General features: G+C 68.9%; 19 protein-coding genes. 11 read left to right on the top strand and 8 right to left on the bottom strand.

Going from position 1 to position 18,201, the window contains the following annotated elements:
- Window positions 1-55 precede the first annotated feature (55 nt).
- A complete protein-coding gene (locus AB0M95_RS16550) occupies window positions 56-595 on the top strand; it encodes an RDD family protein (protein WP_363764732.1) in 540 nt (179 codons plus the stop codon).
- Between the two features lie 32 nt (window positions 596-627).
- Window positions 628-2,088 carry a M1 family metallopeptidase gene (locus AB0M95_RS16545; protein ID WP_363764729.1) on the top strand — a complete coding sequence of 487 codons (1,461 nt, stop codon included), beginning with the start codon at window positions 628-630 and terminating at the stop codon, window positions 2,086-2,088.
- Between the two features lie 25 nt (window positions 2,089-2,113).
- On the opposite strand, the gene AB0M95_RS16540 is transcribed toward AB0M95_RS16545, so the two are convergent.
- Window positions 2,114-2,521 (bottom strand): ATP-binding protein, encoded by a 408-nt coding sequence (locus AB0M95_RS16540; protein WP_363764726.1) that lies wholly within the window; start codon window positions 2,519-2,521, stop codon window positions 2,114-2,116.
- A 627-nt stretch (window positions 2,522-3,148) separates the two neighbouring features.
- Here AB0M95_RS16540 and AB0M95_RS16535 point away from each other — a divergent pair.
- Genes AB0M95_RS16535 through AB0M95_RS16525 form a run of 3 tightly spaced genes read left to right on the top strand, consistent with a single transcriptional unit; the run spans window position 3,149 to window position 4,113 of the window.
- A complete protein-coding gene (locus tag AB0M95_RS16535; protein WP_363764870.1) occupies window positions 3,149-3,706 on the top strand; it encodes a DUF5753 domain-containing protein in 558 nt (185 codons plus the stop codon).
- A gap of 11 nt (window positions 3,707-3,717) precedes the next feature.
- A complete protein-coding gene (locus tag AB0M95_RS16530) occupies window positions 3,718-3,915 on the top strand; it encodes a DUF397 domain-containing protein (protein WP_363764723.1) in 198 nt (65 codons plus the stop codon).
- 15 nt (window positions 3,916-3,930) lie between these two features.
- Window positions 3,931-4,113, top strand: a complete 183-nt coding sequence (locus tag AB0M95_RS16525) for a DUF397 domain-containing protein (protein WP_363764720.1) — start codon at window positions 3,931-3,933, stop codon at window positions 4,111-4,113.
- Window positions 4,114-4,138: 25 nt separating this feature from the next.
- Here the strand turns inward: AB0M95_RS16525 and AB0M95_RS16520 are convergent, their stop codons facing one another.
- Window positions 4,139-4,738 carry a hypothetical protein gene (locus tag AB0M95_RS16520; RefSeq protein ID WP_363764717.1) on the bottom strand — a complete coding sequence of 200 codons (600 nt, stop codon included), beginning with the start codon at window positions 4,736-4,738 and terminating at the stop codon, window positions 4,139-4,141.
- Between AB0M95_RS16520 and AB0M95_RS16515 the strand changes: the two genes are divergently transcribed.
- The 3 genes from AB0M95_RS16515 to AB0M95_RS16505 are packed head-to-tail and all read left to right on the top strand — an operon-like array spanning window position 4,731 to window position 7,544.
- Window positions 4,731-5,432, top strand: coding sequence for a hypothetical protein (locus tag AB0M95_RS16515; RefSeq protein ID WP_363764714.1), 702 nt, complete (start codon window positions 4,731-4,733; stop codon window positions 5,430-5,432). The genes AB0M95_RS16520 and AB0M95_RS16515 overlap by 8 nt on opposite strands.
- A 2-nt stretch (window positions 5,433-5,434) precedes the next feature.
- Window positions 5,435-6,469 carry a serine hydrolase domain-containing protein gene (locus AB0M95_RS16510; protein ID WP_363764711.1) on the top strand — a complete coding sequence of 345 codons (1,035 nt, stop codon included), beginning with the start codon at window positions 5,435-5,437 and terminating at the stop codon, window positions 6,467-6,469.
- Window positions 6,470-6,485: 16 nt separating this feature from the next.
- On the top strand, window positions 6,486-7,544 hold the full coding sequence (locus AB0M95_RS16505) for a UDP-N-acetylmuramate dehydrogenase (protein ID WP_363764709.1): 1,059 nt from the start codon (window positions 6,486-6,488) through the stop codon (window positions 7,542-7,544).
- Window positions 7,545-7,620: 76 nt separating this feature from the next.
- Here AB0M95_RS16505 and ilvA read toward each other — a convergent pair whose 3' ends face one another.
- On the bottom strand, window positions 7,621-8,835 hold the full coding sequence (gene ilvA, locus AB0M95_RS16500) for a threonine ammonia-lyase (RefSeq protein WP_363764706.1): 1,215 nt from the start codon (window positions 8,833-8,835) through the stop codon (window positions 7,621-7,623).
- A 250-nt stretch (window positions 8,836-9,085) separates the two neighbouring features.
- Between ilvA and AB0M95_RS16495 the strand changes: the two genes are divergently transcribed.
- The gene (locus AB0M95_RS16495) at window positions 9,086-9,541 is read left to right on the top strand and encodes a DUF488 domain-containing protein (protein ID WP_363764704.1); all 456 of its coding nucleotides are present in this window, start codon (window positions 9,086-9,088) and stop codon (window positions 9,539-9,541) included.
- Here the strand turns inward: AB0M95_RS16495 and AB0M95_RS16490 are convergent.
- From AB0M95_RS16490 to AB0M95_RS16470, 5 genes are all read right to left on the bottom strand, one after another.
- Entirely contained in the window at window positions 9,519-10,379 is an 861-nt protein-coding gene (locus AB0M95_RS16490) for a hypothetical protein (RefSeq protein WP_363764701.1), read from the bottom strand. The genes AB0M95_RS16495 and AB0M95_RS16490 overlap by 23 nt on opposite strands.
- Before the next feature lie 123 nt (window positions 10,380-10,502).
- Window positions 10,503-10,910: a barstar family protein gene (locus AB0M95_RS16485; protein WP_358519175.1), complete on the bottom strand. Its 408-nt coding sequence runs from the start codon at window positions 10,908-10,910 to the stop codon at window positions 10,503-10,505.
- 8 nt (window positions 10,911-10,918) lie between these two features.
- Window positions 10,919-11,332, bottom strand: a complete 414-nt coding sequence (locus AB0M95_RS16480) for a ribonuclease domain-containing protein (RefSeq protein ID WP_363764698.1) — start codon at window positions 11,330-11,332, stop codon at window positions 10,919-10,921.
- Between the two features lie 339 nt (window positions 11,333-11,671).
- Window positions 11,672-12,880 carry an ROK family protein gene (locus AB0M95_RS16475; RefSeq protein ID WP_363764695.1) on the bottom strand — a complete coding sequence of 403 codons (1,209 nt, stop codon included), beginning with the start codon at window positions 12,878-12,880 and terminating at the stop codon, window positions 11,672-11,674.
- A 231-nt stretch (window positions 12,881-13,111) separates the two neighbouring features.
- Window positions 13,112-14,323 carry an FIST N-terminal domain-containing protein gene (locus AB0M95_RS16470; protein ID WP_363764692.1) on the bottom strand — a complete coding sequence of 404 codons (1,212 nt, stop codon included), beginning with the start codon at window positions 14,321-14,323 and terminating at the stop codon, window positions 13,112-13,114.
- A gap of 172 nt (window positions 14,324-14,495) precedes the next feature.
- On the opposite strand from AB0M95_RS16470, the gene AB0M95_RS16465 reads away from it, so the two are divergent.
- On the top strand, window positions 14,496-15,965 hold the full coding sequence (locus tag AB0M95_RS16465) for a sigma 54-interacting transcriptional regulator (protein WP_363764689.1): 1,470 nt from the start codon (window positions 14,496-14,498) through the stop codon (window positions 15,963-15,965).
- 111 nt (window positions 15,966-16,076) lie between these two features.
- Entirely contained in the window at window positions 16,077-18,026 is a 1,950-nt protein-coding gene (locus AB0M95_RS16460; protein ID WP_363764686.1) for a hypothetical protein, read from the top strand.
- Window positions 18,027-18,201: the final 175 nt, after the last annotated feature.

The raw sequence follows: 18,201 nt of genomic DNA, 5'->3' as shown, positions 1-18,201 counted from the left end.
CGTTCTTTGCGCGACCCCGGCTTTGCGGTGAGCGCCGCCTGGTGATCAACGCTTCATGCGATCACCCGGGACCGGGCCGCCGTACGACGGACCGCCACCAGGCGAGCCCACGTACGGCGGCGACACCCCGCCATACGGCTACGGGGCCGACGAGCCGCCGTACGGACGCCGGGCGGCGCCGCTCGGCGGCCGGGTGCGGCGGCTGGTCGCGGGTGTGATCGACCTGGTCATCGTGGGCGTGCTCACCTCGCCGTTCTCCGCCACGGCGGTGGAGCGGGGGCCCACGGGGGACCTGACCGCCGTCCACACGGGCAACGGGCTCGTGCTGGGGCTGATCTGGTTCCTCTACTTCTGGCTGTTGACGGCCTTCTGGCGCGGCCAGACGGCCGGCAAGAAGCTGATGCGGCTGCGCGTCGTGCAGGACCCCACCCAGGAGCCGGTGACGGCCGGCCAGGCCGCTGTCCGAGAAGCCCTGTATGGCATCTTCAGCGTGGTGTGTTGCCTCGGTCTGCTGGACCTTTTGTGGATTCTCTTCGATGGAAAGAAGCAGGCTTTGCATGACAAAGCCGCCTCTACCATCGTCGTAGATGCCTGATGACCTGCGCTTTCTCGCGTAGGCTGCGGGACATGCAGCTCTTGTGGCCCAAGCGGCTGACGACGGCCGTGCTGTCGGCGACCCTCCTCGGAACCGGTGCCTGCGCCCCCTCGAACGGCGCGACCATGCCCGCCACGCCTCCCACGGCGGCTCCCGCGCCCGGCGGCACCCAGGCGTCCGACACCGGTGGCTCGATCGGCGCGACGGGCATCGGCGACCCGGACTTCCCGACGGACGGCAACGGCGGCTACGACGTCGCCCACTACGGGCTCAAGCTCGCCTACGACCCACCGACCAAGAACCTGTCCGGCGTGACGAGCGTCACGGCGAAGGCCGTCCATAACCTCTCGCGGTTCAACCTCGACCTGCACGGCTTCACCGTCCGCAGGGTGACCGTCGACGGCAGGGCCGCGACCTTCACCCGCGAGGGGGACGAGCTGACCGTGAGCCCCACCACGGAGATCGCGAAGGGCTCGTCGTTCGAGGTCGCCGTCGACTACGCCGGCAAGCCGGACCCTGTGCGCAACTCATCCAACCTCGGCACATACGGGTTCATCCCCACCAAGGACGGCGCGTTCGTCACCAGCGAGCCCAACGGCGCCAAGACCTGGTTCCCGTCCAACGACCACCCCGCCGACAAGGCGACCTTCGACTTCGACATCACCGTCCCGGCCGGCACGACGGTCATCGCCAACGGCGAGCTGCGCGGCAGGCCGGTGAACGGCGGGCCCACCACCACGTTCTCCTGGCGCGAGTCCCATCCGATGGCCACCTACCTCGCGACGATCACGCTCGGGAAGTTCGACGTGAAGACGGGCAGATCGCCGGGCGGCATCCCCGTGTACGCCGCGACCGACCCGGCGTTCCGCCGGCGGCTCGACTACCTGTACACGACCTCGGCCGCGGTCACCGACTACTGGTCGAAGGTCTTCGGACCGTACCCGTTCTCGTCCACAGGCGGCGTGATCGACGATTTCTCCTCCGGCTACGCCCTGGAGAACCAGACCAAGCCGATGTACGGCGGCTTCGACCCTGACCAGAGCATCATCGCCCACGAACTGGCCCACCAGTGGTTCGGCGACAGCGTCAGCATCACCCGCTGGCGGGACCTCTGGCTCAACGAGGGCTTCGCGACTTACGCCGAATGGCTGTGGTCGGAGCACAACGGCGGCCTGAGCGCCGCCAAGACCTTCGAGGACTACTACAGCGCCAGGAACGCCCCGATGTGGCGGTACCCCCCGGGCATCGCCCAGAAGCAGGACCTGTTCAACAACTCGGTCTACATCCGCGGCGCGATGACCCTCCAGGTCCTGCGCGAGCGCATCGGCGACCAGAAGTTCTTCGACCTGCTCAGGACCTGGACCACCCAGCACAAATACGGCAACACCACGACCGACGAGTTCATCAAACTCGCCGAGTCGATGTCCGGCCGCAAACTCGGCGACCTCTTCGACGCCTGGCTCTACAAACCCGAACGCCCCGCCCTGCGCTGACCCTCCGGGTGAGAAGAGCCATCCGTCACTCGGCGGCGCGCGGCTCCTCGGGCGTGCGGGTGACGGACGTGCCGAAAGGCTCGCCGGACGCCTGAGAGGTGTGCCACCAGCGGGCCCAGACGGTCTTGCCGGGACCACCGGCGGACGGAGTGACGCCATGCTCGTCAGCCAGGGCGGCGACGATGAGCAGGCCCCTGCCGTGAACGGCGTCCATGCCGAGATCGAGATGCCGAGGCAGGTCAGGCCCGTGATCGGTGACCCGGACGCACAGCTCCGCCGGGGTGGCCCACAACGAGAGCCTGATGGGCGGCTCGCCGTAGGTGACGGCGTTCGCGAAGATCTCGTCGACGACGAGGACCACATCGTCCGCGAGTCGACCGAGTTCCCAGGCGACGAGGGTGCCCTCGACGAGGCGGCGGGTCTCGCCGATCACTGAGAGATCGTCGGGAAGATCCCAACAGACGGTACGGAGGCCGCCGGGTGTAACTGGCATCGATGCTCCTGGAAATGACGGCCGGGCATGCCGGGCCGGGGCAGACGTCTGGGATGAAGCGAGGGCGACCCGCTCGGCCTCCCGCATCAGCGTGTGCAGTTCCTCGACAGCACACGCCCTCACGATGAGCGGTTCGGGTACGGGCCACGTGGCGATGGCGTAGAACCGCCTGCTGCCCACGCCGTACCAGACGGACCAGGAGGCCTCGATCTGGTCCATCTGACAGGCGGCGGCACGTTCGGCGACGTCCCATCGCCGCCGTACGGCCCCCCTCGGCCGGCGCCCCACGCCGGTGCCGCCCCTGCGGCCGCGTCCCATGGACACGTCTCTTCATATGACCGCCACCCACCGGAGAACCGGTCGGCCGATGACGCCGATCGGCTCATGGACGCAACGGGACGTTGTGGCACTACTAAGGGCATGCACGGGATCGGACCTCCGTCGTCCGTTTCAAGGGGTTCGTCCGGCCATCACCACCATGGCGAGCCCCGCCTGTTACCGTCGCCTTACCATCACCCTCAGCGACGATCTATGCGGCTATAGTGAAGGCGCAGGGCTCGGAGTTCACTGCCCGATTTCGAGGCGGGAGCCTCCATGATCAGAACCTACGAGGCCGTGGTCGTTCCGGGTCTCCTTCAAACGGCCGATTACATGGTCGCTGTATTCCGTGGCGGACAGGTGCTCAACGAAGCGGTTTTCGAACGACACGTCCAAGCCCGGCTCGCACGTCAGGAGATTCTGAAACGTCGTAACCCGCCCACGCTGGTCGCGGTGATCGATGAGGCCGCTCTCCAGAAGAACATCGGAGGTCCGGCTGTCATGCGAGACCAGCTAGAACACCTCGCTGAGATGGCTCGTCACCCCCATATCACCATCCAGGTCCTGCCGAACTCCGTGGGAGCGCACCCGGCGCTGGACGGACCATTCGTTATCCTGGACTTTCCATCCCCCGACGACCCGAGCCTGGTCCATCTGTCCACGCTGACCGACAGCCTCTGGCTGGAGACTCCCGAAGAGATCCGGCGCTACACCCTCACCTACAGCCAGGCCCAGGCGTCGGCGCTGTCTCCCGACGAATCGGTGAGGCATCTGTTGGAACTTCATGAACAACTTCAACACGAATAGAGGCGTGAACAGTGGATCGCAGCGCCGCGCTCACCTGGCGCAAGAGCATTCGCAGCACCTCGAACGACAACTGCGTGGAAGTCGCCTCCCTCCCCGGCAGCGGCAGAGCGATCCGCGACTCGAAGAACCCCAGCGGACCATTCGTGCGCCTGAGCGGCAATGCGTGGCAAGCGTTCGTCACCGCCCTGAAGCAGGAAGATCTCGGCTGACCCCTGTACAGAGACGTGAGGTCAGAGCAGCTTGTGTGGCACAAGACCTACCGAAGCGGAGCAAACGACAACTGTGTTGAGGTGGCGTCCCTTCCCGGTGGAATCAGGGCCGTTCGCGACTCTAAGCACCCGAACGGGCCATTCCTGCGCCTGGCCGGCAATGCTTGGCAGGAATTCATCGGCAGCCTGAATGCCTGAAAGCGGACGATCTTACAACCATGCCCTACTCGCCGGCCAGATAGCCGATCGCGCGTTCGTCAAGCTCCTGGGCGCAACGCGCGCCACGGCGCCGGAAACGAGCCAGGTCCCGCCGCATGTTCTTGACCGCCTTGCGGGTACGGACGGAGTGCACGCCCTCCATGTGGTCCATGGCACGGCCCCAGGTGGCGCAGGCCTGCTCGATACCGCCCTGCTTGAACTGCATCTCGGCTTCGGCGACCAGGTCCAGGGCGATGATGCGCGCGTAGGTGCCGGCGGGCCGGGAGGCTGCGGCCCGCGCGTAGTGCTCGGCCGCAGTCCGATGGTCGCCAAGTGCCTCGAAGACTTTCGCAGCCCGAGAGAACACCGATCCGGCGGGCGGCCCCCAGGCAAGGGCCCAGAATTGCATTTCATTTCCCTGATCGGCGTAGAGCAAGGAGCGCACCCGATCGGCCTCGGCCACCGCCGCAGGCCGCCGACCGGTTTTCGCCAAGGCATGAGCATGAACGACGCGGAAGAGAGCCTCGGTCTGGGCGTCCACCTTGCCCTGCGCACGACTCAAAGCGGTCTCGGCCAGAACACGACACTGCTCGTGGTGGCCGAGCTTGAGTGCCTGCATGGCCATGGACCGCATGATGAAGCCGTCGTGCCCGACCACTTCGGACCCGTACGGCGGCGACTACAAGCAGGGCTTGCATGTGACCGGAAGTGACCGGATCGGGGGTGGCGGCTTCACCATCGCGGGTGACCGAATCGAGGCGGCGACCATGATCACGGCCGCCGCGACGACCGGCGGCACCATCCACCTGAACGGCATCATGGTCAGCGACCTGCCCCAGGGCCTCACCCATGTCCTTCAAGAGGCGGGGATCATGCTCGGCGACGACTTCAACGCAGGCGTTCGAGCCGTCCCGCACGGCCCACTGAGGGCGGTGACGGCCGCGACGGGGCCGCATCCGGGTCTGCCCACCGACACCGCTCCGCAACTGGCGGCGATGCTCACCCAGGCGCACGGCACCTCGCTGATCAGCGAGCGCGTCTATCCCCGCCGCGATACCCACGTCACGGGGCTACGTGCCTTTGGCGCGGACATCTCCTCAACTGGCCCGACGATCCACGTGCGTGGCCCCGTACGCCTCACCGCCGCCCAGGTGGAGGCCGCCGACATCCGGGCTGTGACGGCGCTGTTGATCGCCGCCCTGGCGGCGGAGGGGACCTCTACGATCCGGGGGGTGTACCACTTGCGGCGCGGCTATGGCCGGTTGTTGGCCAACCTCGTCGCGCTGGGCGCCGACATCACCACCGACGCGGAGGCTTAAAGATGTCCCTACCGTTCACGGCCGACGACACGGCTCGGCTCGCCGAGATGTTGCACCAGGTGGTCGCTCTCGGCGCCACTCCCGGCGGTGTCGTGGTCTACGGAACGGCCGCCGGGGACCGGCACGTCCTAACGGCTGGCGCAGTAGCGCCCGAACTCGGCGACCTCACGCCTACCGAGCACACCAGATACGACATCGCCTCATTGACGAAGGTCGTCGCAACGTGGCCCCTGATCGGGTCTGCTCTCGAATTCGGCTTGCTTGATCTTGACGCCCCCATCCGCAACGCCCTGCCCGCGATGAACGGCGAAGCGCCCAGCGGTGAAGCGACCCTGCGTCAACTACTCGCACACACGTCAGGCTTGCGAGCCTCCACCCGTCTGGACCAGTATCGCGACGCGGACGCGCCGCTCTACGAACTCCTGTGCCGCGAACCACTCGAAGATGCCCCCGGCGCTCACCGGTATATCAATCGTGGTTATATCTTGCTCGGCTTGGCCCTGGCACACGTCAACGGGCGGCGACTGGACGAGATCACCGACGATCTGTGGAACTCCCTCGGCATGCCGTTCACCACCTTTGGGCCCATCGCCCGCACGCCGCAGGTCGCGCCGACCGAAGAACGCATCCCTGGCGCCCCGCGCATTTGGGGCGCCGCGCACGACGACAACGCCGCGCTGCTGGGCGGCGTTGCGGGGCACGCTGGCGTTTTCTCCAGCGGTGCGGACCTGGCCACCTACGCCGTACATCTGCTCACCGCGTACACAGATTCCGCCTCCAGTTTGGGGGGTTGGCTACGGGTGAGCCTGATTCCACAGGCCACGATCGAGCCGGGCCTTGAACGCGGGCTGTCGTGGATCTTGGCCGGGGGCGGCCAAATCGCCTATCACCACGGCTTCACCGGCACGAGCCTCTACCTGGCTCCGGAGACGGGTCGTTACCTGGTCATCTGCACCAACGCCGTCTATCACGGGACCGCTCGTACGAGGATCGCCCCGCTGCGAGCACTCGCCCTTAAAATCATTGCCGCCACTTGACCTCGAAGGAACCCAGATGGGTGCGCTGGCCAACCACACCACATTGCGCCTCGGCGGCCCCGCCGGAGCGCTGCTCACCCACACAGATCCCACCGCGTGGCCCGATCTCGCCCACGCCATTCACCGTGAGTCCGTACGGCCGCACCTGCTCGGCGGCGGCAGCAACATTCTGGCCGCCGATGCGGGACTCGCAGGCTTGGTGATCCTCATGGCGACCCGGGGTATCACGGCCCACCTCACCGCCGGCGGCGATGTGGAGGTCACCGCCCAAGCGGGCGAGCCGCTATCCGCTCTTGTCGACTACACGGTGGCCGAGGGCCTGTCGGGGATCGAATACCTCGGCGGCATTCCCGGAACCACTGGCGCCGCCCCCATCCAGAACAGCGGCGCCTACGGTCAGCAGATATCGGATGTACTAACCCAGATCACCGCCTATGACTGGCAGTCGCACACGACTACCCGGCTGCTCCCAGCTGCCTGTGCTTTCGGCTACCGCACGAGCGTCTTCAAGACCCAGCCATGGCGATGGACCATCCTCACTGTGACCCTGCGGCTTCGCCTCAGCGCAATCGCTGCCCCCGTGGCCTACCGCCACCTCGCCGAAGAACTCGGCGTTCCCCTTGGCACCCGACCCTCACTGGCCGAAGCGGCTGAGGGAGTTCTCGCCAACCGGCGTGCCCGCGGCCTCCTCCTTCCGAAAACCGGCCCAGACTCGCGGCAGGCGGGCTCGGTCTTCCTCAACCCACCTGTCAGCGCCCACCAGGCAGCGGCGATCCATGCTGCGGGCGGCCCCGTGATGCGCGACCTGCACGGCGTTCAACGTGCCAGCGCGGGGTGGCTCCTCGAGCAGGCGGGGTATCGCCCAGGGTGCCGCCTCGCGGCCGGCGTGTACTGTTCCACTCACCGGACCTTGACCCTCACGGCGCGCGAGCGTGCCACCGCCTCGGGCTTCGCTGCCGCACTGCGAACACTGGCCACTGAGGTGCATACCGCGACCGGCATCCGCCTGCGTCCTGAGCCAGTAATGCTCGGCTTCGATTCACAACCTGTGCACAGCAGCGCCGACTGGGCGTGACCGCCCACTACTGGACGGATAACAGTCGTGATCTCGAACGCGGCTATATGCCCCTCACATCCGCCAAGCCAAGGATCTAGTTGAAGATCAGTTTGTAGCCGAAGCGGCGGAGGCCTGCGAGGACCTCGTCGCAGTGGACGGGGCCGCGGGTCTCCAGGTGGAGCAGGACCTCGGCCTCGTCCAGGTGCAGGCGTGGGTTCACGCGTTCGTGGCCGACGTCCAGGACGTTGGCGCCGAGATCGGCGAGGCGGGCGAGCAGCGTGGCCAGGGCGCCGGGGCGGTCGGGCAGGCGGATCCTGAACGCGAGGTAGCGCCCGGCGACCGACAGGCCGTGGCGCAGGACGCGCGAGAGCAGGAGCGGGTCGATGTTGCCGCCCGAGAGCACCACCACCACGGGCGGCTCGAAGGCGCGGGGCAGCTCCAGCAGGGCCGCGACCCCGGCCACGCCCGCGGGCTCGACCACGAGCTTCGTCCGCTCCAGGCAGAGCAGCAGGGCCCGCGACAGCGACTCCTCCGAGACGGTGACCACGCTGTCGACCAGGTAGTGGATCATCTCGAAGGTGATGTCGCCGGGACGGCCGACCGCGATGCCGTCCGCCATGGTCGAGGTCGGCTCCACCAGCACGGGGTGCCCGGCGGCGAGCGAGGCCGGGTACGCGGCGGCCCGCTCGGCCTGCACGCCGACGATCCTCACCCCCGGACGCATCGACTTCACCGCGAGCGCGACCCCGGCGGCGAGCCCGCCGCCGCCCACGGCCGCCGTGATCGTGCCGACCTCGGGGAGCTGCTCCAGGATCTCCAGCCCGACCGTGCCCTGTCCCGCCACGACGTCGGGGTGGTCGAACGGGTGGATGAAGATCGCCCCCGTCTCCTCGGCGTGCTGCCGCGCGGCGGCCAGCGCCTCGTCCACCGTGGACCCGGCGAAGATCACGTCGGCGCCGTACGCGCGTGTGGCCTCCACCTTGGGCAGCGGCGCGCCGTGCGGCATGAAGACCATCGCCTTGCATCCGAGCAGCCCGGACGCCAGGGCGACCCCCTGCGCGTGGTTGCCCGCACTCGCGGCCACGACCCCGCGCGACCGCTCCTCCTCGCTGAGCCGGGCGATCCGGACATAGGCGCCGCGTATTTTGAACGAGCCCGCCCGCTGGAGGTTCTCGCACTTGAGGTAGACCGGACCGCCGACCATCTCCGACAGAAGCCGGGAATGCAACAGCGGTGTCTGGACGATCACGCCGTCCAGCAACTCACGTGCGGCGACCACGTCGTCGTAGGTCACCTCAGGGCGTGCCATGCCCGAAGTCTCCCACTCCCTCAAATCAACCGCCGCCACCGGGCCACCCCCACTCGTCCCCCGCGAGAGGGCCTTCCCGGGCCTGCCTTTACATAAGCCGCCATATCCCCATCCGGTCGACATCTCCGCCCATGCGCGAGATCGATTCGACATCCGTGCGGACCTGCGCCAGTTTCGAAGGTGCGGGCGACCGCCGGCACCTCCTGTGAACGACATGACGGCCGCTACCTGACGTGAGAGAGTGCAGATCATGTTGAAGATTGATCAGCGAGGCGGAATCACGGGTGTCGGCTACGAAGGCTCTGACCTCGAAGGCTTCGTCCGGCGACTGCGTCACCTGGGGGTGACGATGCTGATCGACGTACGCCTCAACCCGATCTCACGTAAGCGCGGCTTCAGCAAGACGGCGCTGTCCACAGCACTGGCGGATGCGGGGATCGTTTACGAACACATGCGAGAGCTGGGCAACCCGAAGTGGAACCGGGCGGGCTTCGGGGGCACCTCCGACGAGCTCAGGGACGCTCGCGACGTCTATGCCCAGTCGCTGGACGGCAGCGATGCCCGCGAGTGCCTGGAGCGCGTCGCCCTTGCCACCCAGCGGCACATGGTGGCCGTCATGTGCTTCGAGGCCGAAGAACACCGCTGCCACCGCCAGTTGGTGCTGGAGGCGGTTCGCGAGCGATTCAGCTACCAGATCTCGGCTTAGCACGCCTTGGGTAGACGACGCCGAGGATGATGAAGCTGCGCGGGTGGGCTTGCTGGTTGCCAACGTAGAAGATCGTGTCACGGTCCCGTGAACACATCAGATCCCAGAATTTCTCACGGATCACGCGCTCGACGCTCGCATCGTCTTGGTCGTTGAACCTGCGCTGCAGGGCGACGATCTCCCAGTCATAGATGCCCTGCCGATGCGTGGGGCACCTGGCCGAGTGACATCGATAGCGGTACCACGCCTTGAATCTGGGTGCTTGAAGAGCGGTAAGAGGCGCGGAGTCCAAGATATCGAGTTGCTGTACGTATCGAGTGATCTTCGCCTGCTCATCCTGAGTCCACCCCGGGTGAGGCTTGATGTCGAGCCCGAGAACCTCCTTGGGACGGATCGCTGCGAGCGAGCGTGCACCCGGCCGTTCTCGGGCCGCGTCGATCAGAGCGCACATCGAGCCCTCGACATAGTCATCGACATAGGACATGCGACGGTCCCAATCCTTGATGTGCCTCTCCACGACGAAACTATCCGCTCGCGGACGCCAGCTTTCCGACCGCGGGTCGCTGGTGTTGGGCTTCGCCTCCACGGTGACGATGTCGTACTTCTTGAATCGGGAGTCACTGTCCAGTTCGCGAAAATTGATCGGATAAAGTCGGATCCAGCCTGGGCTGCCGAGATCAAGACTCAGGGCCGCGACACACACGGTCTCGCCGTATGTTTCGGAGGGGTTCGGCGCAGCCTTCACCGTGATCAGGACTCTCAGGCGCTGATACCGGGAATCAACGGGTTTGGGCTGGATCGTTCCAAAATCCGGGCCGAAAAGGGAATGCTGCGCCACCGTCACCCCTTCAACACACCACCTGTATTGCCGACTCAGAAAGACTAGCTTTACGACCTCTTGACCGCAGCTCCATGCGCGGACGGCCAGTCAGCATCGTTGAGGCGCGGAGCAGGGGTCTGGTCAGTTGAAGGCGGCGGTGAGGCGGGTGTGGAGGGTTGGTTGGGCGTCGGGGGTGGTGTGGAGGGTTGTGGTTAGGCCGGTTTGGGCGGATTCGGCGAGGATGTCGAGGAGGGTGGCTAGCTGGGCGGGGGGTTCGTCGGCGAGGAGGTCTTCGGCGTGGTCGATGACCAGGGCGACCTTGCCGGCGGTGGTCAGGTCGCGGAAGGAGTCGGCCAGGGCGTCCCAGTTGCGGCCGAAGTAGCCGGGCAGGCGCAGAGCCCGCGCCGCCTCCTCGAAGAAGGCGGCGCGGGTGCGACACGCGCGCCCGTCCACGACGTCGCCGTGACCCCGGCCGGGATCCCCGGCGGCGGGCGCCGGGGCGGTGGACACCGTCAGCCAGTGCGGCAGTGGACGTGCGGCGGATGTCATGGAAGTTCCTAGAGCCTGTAGAAGTCGGTGTAGTGGTTCGGGGAGAACCAGACCGCGCCGGTGCTGCGGTTCACGACGATGCGGTACGCGTCACGCGCGGCGCCGCGCGCCCGCGAGTACACGTCGTACTCGTTGTAGGTGCCGCTGGCGGGAAGCTGACCCTCCCGGTTCTGGAAGGTGCCGCCAGTGTAGTTGTACCGGCCGTCGGGCCAGGTGTACCAGCCGGCGGTGGTCGGGTAGCCCTTGCTCGACCAGACGCTCGCGGCGTAGCGGGCGTCGGAGCAGCGGGAGATGGTGCAGGAGCTGTAGACCGCCGCGTCGGCGGGGGTGACGCCCGCCACGAAGGTCAGGGACATGAGGGTGGCGAGCAGGACGGTGAGCCGCGCGGGCCAGGCGAGCCGGGGGCGTTGCAGGGTGTGCACGAAGCCTCCTTGCGGGGGTGTTACGACACTCGTCAGGATCTCCGCTCAAATCGGGTCAGATAAAGGCAAAGACCGCCAAAGCTCCGGTGAACTTTTCACAGCATGACGGTATAAATCGGCCCAATTAGGATGCATGGCACAACTAGCCCATTCCACCCCGTTCGCCCCCGTGATAAGGCGTCCAGCGTGTCCGACCGGCGGCGCGCGACCGCCGGCACGGATCGCCCTCGGGAGAGGGCCGGCCGTCCCTGCCGTGAACCGCACGGACCGCGACCAGTAGCCGAACATCGGCCTGGCGACGTCGGAGGCGCCTGGTCCCGGCGCCTGCGGCACAAGGTCTCAGGCGGGGCCGGTCCAGTAGTGGTCCTCGGCGAGGATCAGGGCGGCGGCGCCGATCAGGCCGGCGTCCTGGCCGAGGGCGGCGGGGACGACGCGGACGCGGGCGGCGAACTCCATGCGGACGTGCGCGCGCAGGGCCTGCTCCAGCGGCTCGAACAGCAGCGGGCCCGCCTGGGACAGGCCGCCGCCGATGGTGACGAGGTCCAGGTCGCACAGGTGGGTCGCCGAGGCGACGGCGATGCCGAGCGCGCGGCCGGCCCGGGTGAAGGCGCTTCGCGCGATCGGGTCGCCCGCGGCGGCGTCGAGGGCGAGCTGACGGCCGCTGGCCCGCGCCGCCTCGACGTACAGCCCTCCGGCCACCGGCCCTCGGGGCGCGCCCACCCCCTCGGACGCCACACCCGGCGTCGCTCCCCCGTCAGACCCCACCCGCGGTGTCCCGGCCGCTGCCGCCCCCACGCCCGGCGTCGCGACCGCTGCCGCCCCCACGCCGGGCGTCGTGACCGTTTCCAGTGCCGCGTCCGGCCCTGCGGGTTCCGTGCCGGAGCCCGGGATCCAGCCCTGGGTGAGGGCCCAGGAGGCGAGGCCGGGGCCGCGGCTGATGGCCTCCAGGCAGCCGCGGCCGCCGCACTCGCAGGCCGGGCCGTCCGGGTCCACCATGACGTGTCCGATGTGCCCGGCGTTGCCCGTGCCGCCGTCGATCAGGCGGCCGCCCAGGATGAGGCCGCCGCCGACGCCCGTCGAGACGACCATGCCGAGCATGTTGTCGCTGCCCCGGCCCGCTCCGCGCCAGTGCTCGGCGGCGGCCATGCAGATCGCGTCGTTGTGGATGCGCACCGGGACGCCGGGAAAGCGCGCGGCGAGTCGGTCGCGCAGCGGGAAGCGGCGCCATCCGGGCATGTTGAGCGGGGACACGTGGCCGTCGGGCCAGCTCATCGGACCGCCGCAGCCGATTCCCACGCCGATCGGATCGGCGCCGGGCACGCGCCGGACGACGGAGTCCACCAGCGCGGCCAGGGCCTCCCACAGGGCCTCGGCGTCGCCGCCGGGCGGGGTGGCGACGCGATCGGCCACGATGATCTGCCCGGTGGGGCCGACCAGGGCGGCGGCGAACTTCGTCCCGCCGATGTCGACCGCCAGCACCGCGCCGGACCCGTCCGCCGGGTCCGCGTTCCGTGTGATCCCCGCGCCGTGCGCCGCGTCGTACGTCACCTGAGCCCTGCCTCCCAGACGTCCGGAGCGGGAACGTCCGTTACTCCGTCGCGGGACCCGCGCGCCCGCGATGTACAGGATCACACGCCGGGCGAGCACGGCGGTCACCAGGGCGTCAGGCCCTCGCGCCCTCAGGGCGTCACGGCGCCGGACCTGGCACCATCAATCGGACCTGGCACCATCGACGGGACCCGGCGTCATCAAGGCGTCGAACCCGGCACCGTCAGGGCGTCAGACGCGGCGCGCGGCCCTTTCGCCGCCGGGGCCGTCCGGGCCGCTGGAGAAGACCAGGATGGACGCCGAGAAGCCGTGGACGTGGTTGTGGCCGGCGACCGGGCCGACCTCGCCGGCCGCGAAGAACCCGGCCATGCCGATCGGGCCGAGCGTGTCGTGCAGCGCGAGCGCGTCGTGGTCGGGGCTGCCGAACATGGCGGCGCCCCGGCCGTTGCAGGAGAACAGCAGCGCCCCGTCGATGCGCCCGCGCTCCTCGACGTGCGCGTCGAGCAGCTCGTACAGGTCCTCGTCGGCCGCGGCGGCGTCGCGGACCTGGAAGCGGACGCTCTGGCCGATGTCGAGCACGTCGCCCACGGCCACGGCCTCGCGTTCGGGGTCGATGCCGAGGATGCCGCGGATCAGGAAGTCGCCCCGCTCGTGGCTCTCGGCGTACTCGTCCATGGCGATGCCGATCTGCAGCCCGGAGGCGACCAGTTCCCGGTCGTCCTCGTCGAGCCCGCTGACGATGTCCTCCAGGCGGGCGAGCGCGGGCTGGCCGGCGAGTTCGAGCAGCAGGTTGTCTTCGGAGCGGGTGACGACCATGGTGGGGCCGATCGGGCGGCAGCCCTGGCTGACGACGGTGCTCACGTTGACGGGCCCGCTCAGCATGACGCCGATCGCCCCCTCGGTGTACATCTCGCCGCCGGCGAACAGGCGGACCGAGCCCTGGCCGCGCATGCCGTTGGCGAGCCCTCCGACCAGGGGCAGGTCGCCGAGGACGTCGGAGGAGTGCTCGACGAAGGCGTCGGTGGGGAAGCTGTACGGGTCGGCGAGCAGGATCGCCACCCGGTCATCCGGATCGCGGTCGGGAAGACCGATGATCACGAACCGGTCCTCCATGCGCAGGGTTTCCAGGACGAACGTCGTCACGCGGGCGCCGTCCAGGCTGGCCGCCCAGGCGCTGACCGCCGAGGTGTGCTCGACGCCCTGGCTATCGCCGATCACGCCGGTGGCGCTGCACCCGATGACCTGGGCCCCGGGCGCCATGCGCATGGCCCGCAGCCCGGCGCGGGAGACCTCGTCGGGGTCCTCTCCGCAGATGAAGAAACACACCAGGTCCGGCGGACCCGACAGGCCGGAGAGCGCCTGGCGCACCGCCTGCTCGGCGACGGCTTCCAGGTCGGAGCCCACGGCGAGACCGTCCGCGAACCGGCTCGTCAGCACTGCCACACGCCTCGCCTCCCCTTCCGCGCGAGTCGTTGTGTGTCGCTGGGTTTTGACCCTCTTGGCCGGATTCTCCCCACTACGGGAGTAACGACGCGCGCGTAGCGTCACACAATGGTCAAGATCCGAAATGTGTATAAGCTGCCACAAGCTTCCCCCGCGACGTAGTCTCGTTCCCGTGCATGAATCGCCCACACCGCGAAGTGAGACCCCGCAGGCCCGCACACTGCGTGACCTGCGCGAAAGTGGACACACCTATCGCACGGTCAAGGCGGAGATCCGCGAGAACCTGCTCGCCAGGTTACGCGCAGGCGAGCCCAGATTCCCGGGCATCGTCGGATTCGACGAGACCGTGCTCCCCCATCTTGAGCGGGCCCTGCTGGCGGGACACGACCTGGTGCTGCTCGGCGAGCGCGGCCAAGGCAAGACGCGCCTGATCCGCACGATCACCGGCCTGCTCGAGGAGTGGACGCCCGTGATCGAGGGGTGTGAGATCAACGACCACCCGTACGCGCCGGCGTGCGTCCGCTGCGTCAAGCTCGCGGCCGAGCGGGGCGAGGACCTGGAGGTCGCCTGGAGGCACCGGGAGGACCGGTACGGCGAGAAGCTCGCCACGCCGGACACCTCCGTCGGCGACCTGATCGGCGACGTCGACCCGATCAAGATCGCGGAGGGCCGCACGCTCGGCGACCCGGAGACGGTGCACTACGGCCTCGTGCCGCGCACCAACCGCGGCGTCTTCTCGGTCAACGAGCTGCCCGACCTGGCCGAGCGCATCCAGGTCTCCCTGCTCAACGTGCTGGAGGAGCGCGACATCCAGGTGCGCGGCTACAACCTGCGGCTGCCCCTGGACGTGCTGCTGATCGCCAGCGCCAACCCCGAGGACTACACCAACCGCGGACGGATCATCACCCCGCTCAAGGACCGCTTCGGGGCCGAGATCCGCACCCACTACCCGATCACGCTGGAGGACGAGCTCGACCTCATCCGCCAGGAGGCCGCCCTCAACTGGAAGGTCCAGAACGGGCTCCCCCTCGCCACCGAGGACGGCGCGGGCCTGAGCGCCGAGCTCCCCGACCACATCGTGGAGGTCATCGCCCGCTTCACCCGCCTGGTCCGGGAGTCCACGGCGGTGGACTCGCGCTCGGGCGTCTCGGCGCGCTTCGCCATCGCCGCCGCCGAGACCGCCGCCGCCTCGGCCGTACGGCGGGCCGCGATCACCGGCGAGGAGCGTCCGGTGACCCGGGTGGCCGACCTTCCGGCCGTCGTCCCGACCCTGCGCGGCAAGGTCGAGTTCGAGGTCAGCGAGGAGGGCCGCGAGGTCGAGGTGCTCGCCCACCTGCTGCGCCGGGCCGTCGCCGAGACCTTCCGGGGCACGCTCGGGGGCATGGACCTGTCCGCGCTGCTGGACAAGTTCACCGAGGGCGTCCAGATCGAGTCCGGCGAGCTGACCACCGCGACCGACCTGCTCCAGCGGATCGGCCAGGTCAACGGCCTCGCCAAGATCATGTCCGCGGTGGGCATGGGCGAGGGCGACGAGTCTCCGGGGCACGCCGCCGCGGCGCTGGAGTTCGCCCTGGAGGGCCTCTTCCTGATGCGGCGCCTGTCCAAGGACGAGGTGGACGGCGGGGCCGTCTACCGCACCTGAGGCGCGTTTCCCGCGGGCGGCGTGCCGGCTTCGGTACGCCGTCCCGCGAGGCGTTCCCTGGATCGGTCACTTCATCGCACATCGGACATCTGACGATTAGGCTGCCAAGTGATGAGCGGATACCGATACGGCGAGTACCACGACGGACCCGATCCGCTGGCACCGCCGTACGACGTACGCGCCGCGCTCGACGAGATGGGCGACGCGATCCTGCAGGGCTCCACCCCCCTCGACTCCCTTCGTGATCTGCTCCGGCGCGGCCTGCCCGGCGCCCCGGACCGGCGCGGGCTGGACGAGCTGCTGCGCGAGGTGCGCAGGCGCCGCCGCGAGCTGTCCGAGCGGGGCAATCTCTCCGGCACGCTCGACCGCGCCCGCGCGCTGCTCGACAAGGCCATCGGCCAGGAGCGCGCCGAGCTGTTCCCCGACCCCTCCGACGAGGCGCGGCTGCGCGAGGTCGAGCTGGACTCGGTGCCGTCCGACACGGCGAGCGCCGTCCAGCGGCTCGGCTCGTACGAGTGGCGCTCGGCGGCGGCGCGGCAGACGTTCGAGGAACTGCGTGATCTGCTGCGCCGGGAGGTGCTCGACAGCCGGTTCCGCGGCATGCGCGAAGCCCTGGCGAATCCAGACCCGGAGGCGATGAACCGGGTTCGGCAGATGATGTCGGATTTGAACGACATGCTCGACCGGGACGCGCGCGGCGAGCACACCCAAAATGATTTCGAGCAGTTCATGGAGAAATACCGGGATTTCTTTCCGGAAAATCCCCGTAACCTCGATGAACTCATCGATATTCTCGCCCGCCGCGCCGCCGCCGCCCAGCGGATGCTCGCCTCCATGACCCCCGAGCAGCGCGCCGAACTGCAGGCGCTGATCGACCAGACCCTCCAGGACGCGGGCCTCGCCGAGCAGATGGCCCGCCTCAGCCAGTCCCTGTACGCCCGCCGCCCCGACCTCAACTGGGACTCCTCCGAGCGCATGGACGGCGAGCAGGGCCTCGGCATGGGCGACGCCGTGACCGCCCTGGAGGAGCTCGCCGACCTGAACGACCTGGAGGCGGCCCTCCAGCAGGACTACCCCGGGGCCCGGCTGGACGACGTGGACGAGGCGGCGATCCGCCGTGCCCTCGGCCGGTCCGCCGTGGACGACCTGGAGGCCCTCAGGCAGATCGAGCGCGAGCTGGAGCGCCAGGGCTACCTGCGCCGCCAGCGCGGCAAGCTGGAGCTCACCCCCAAGGCCGTGCGCCGGCTCGGCGAGACCGCCCTGCGGCGGGTCTTCGACTCCCTGGACGCCGGGCGCAGGGGCGACCACGACCAGCGGGACGCGGGCGCGGCCGGGGAGCTGACGGGCTCCTCGCGCCCGTGGCGGTTCGGCGACGAGCAGCCCATCGACGTCGTCCGCACGCTGGTCAACGGCGTGCGGCGCGGCGGCGCGGGCGACCGGGTGTCGCTGTCGGTGGACGACTTCGAGGTGGCCGAGACCGAGCGCCGGACCGCGGCGGCAGTGTGCCTGCTGGTCGACCTGTCGTACTCGATGGCGCTGCGCCAGACCTGGGCGCCCGCCAAGCAGACCGCGCTGGCGCTCCAGGCGCTGGTGGCCTCGAAGTTCCCTGGGGACGCCGTGCAGATCATCGGTTTCTCCAACTACGCCCGGGTGCTCCAGGCCGAGGAGCTGGCGAGCCTCGAATGGGACATGGTCCAGGGCACCAACCTGCACCACGCCCTGCTCATCGCCGGACGCCACCTGGACCGGCACCCGGACTTCGAGCCCGTGGTGATCGTCGTCACCGACGGCGAGCCGACCGCCCACCTGACCCGCAACGGCCGCTACTGGTTCGAGTGGCCGCCGTCCCGCGAGACGCTGGAGCTGACGCTCTCCGAGGTCGACAAGATGACCCGGCGCCGGGCCACGATCAACGTCTTCATGCTGGCCACCGACGAACGCCTGAAGGAGTTCGTGGACGAGGTCGCCCGGCGCAACGGCGGGCGCGTGTTCTCGCCGAGCGCCGACCGGCTGGGCGAGTACGTCGTCAGCGACTTCCTGCGGTCCCGCCGCGCCCGCTGAGGCCACCGCCCCTGCCCCCGCCCTGCTCAACGCCGGATTTGCGGACAATCACCCTTATCGTTGCGGCGTGCCGGGAACGATGGAATCACTGGCATTCCGAGGCGCCCGCCGACCGTTAATCGGTTGCCTATTCAAATGCAAGCGCCGAGGATATTTATTGGCAGTATGCCGACGA

The organism is Sphaerisporangium sp. NPDC051017, from assembly GCF_040683095.1.
GTDB lineage: Bacteria > Actinomycetota > Actinomycetes > Streptosporangiales > Streptosporangiaceae > Sphaerisporangium.
The sequence above is the reverse complement of the archived record's forward strand: the minus strand, read 5'-3'. Positions and strand labels throughout refer to the sequence as shown.

Coding starts and splice junctions, on each gene's coding strand:
- AB0M95_RS16505 (WP_363764709.1), top strand. CDS start 6,486: ATGGGTGCGCTGGCCAACCACACCACATTGCGCCTCGGCGGCCCCGCC.
- ilvA (WP_363764706.1), bottom strand. CDS start 8,835: ATGGCACGCCCTGAGGTGACCTACGACGACGTGGTCGCCGCACGTGAG.
- AB0M95_RS16460 (WP_363764686.1), top strand. CDS start 16,077: ATGAGCGGATACCGATACGGCGAGTACCACGACGGACCCGATCCGCTG.
- AB0M95_RS16485 (WP_358519175.1), bottom strand. CDS start 10,910: ATGACATCCGCCGCACGTCCACTGCCGCACTGGCTGACGGTGTCCACC.
- AB0M95_RS16495 (WP_363764704.1), top strand. CDS start 9,086: ATGTTGAAGATTGATCAGCGAGGCGGAATCACGGGTGTCGGCTACGAA.
- AB0M95_RS16520 (WP_363764717.1), bottom strand. CDS start 4,738: ATGGCCATGCAGGCACTCAAGCTCGGCCACCACGAGCAGTGTCGTGTT.
- AB0M95_RS16515 (WP_363764714.1), top strand. CDS start 4,731: ATGGCCATGGACCGCATGATGAAGCCGTCGTGCCCGACCACTTCGGAC.
- AB0M95_RS16545 (WP_363764729.1), top strand. CDS start 628: ATGCAGCTCTTGTGGCCCAAGCGGCTGACGACGGCCGTGCTGTCGGCG.
- AB0M95_RS16510 (WP_363764711.1), top strand. CDS start 5,435: ATGTCCCTACCGTTCACGGCCGACGACACGGCTCGGCTCGCCGAGATG.
- AB0M95_RS16550 (WP_363764732.1), top strand. CDS start 56: ATGCGATCACCCGGGACCGGGCCGCCGTACGACGGACCGCCACCAGGC.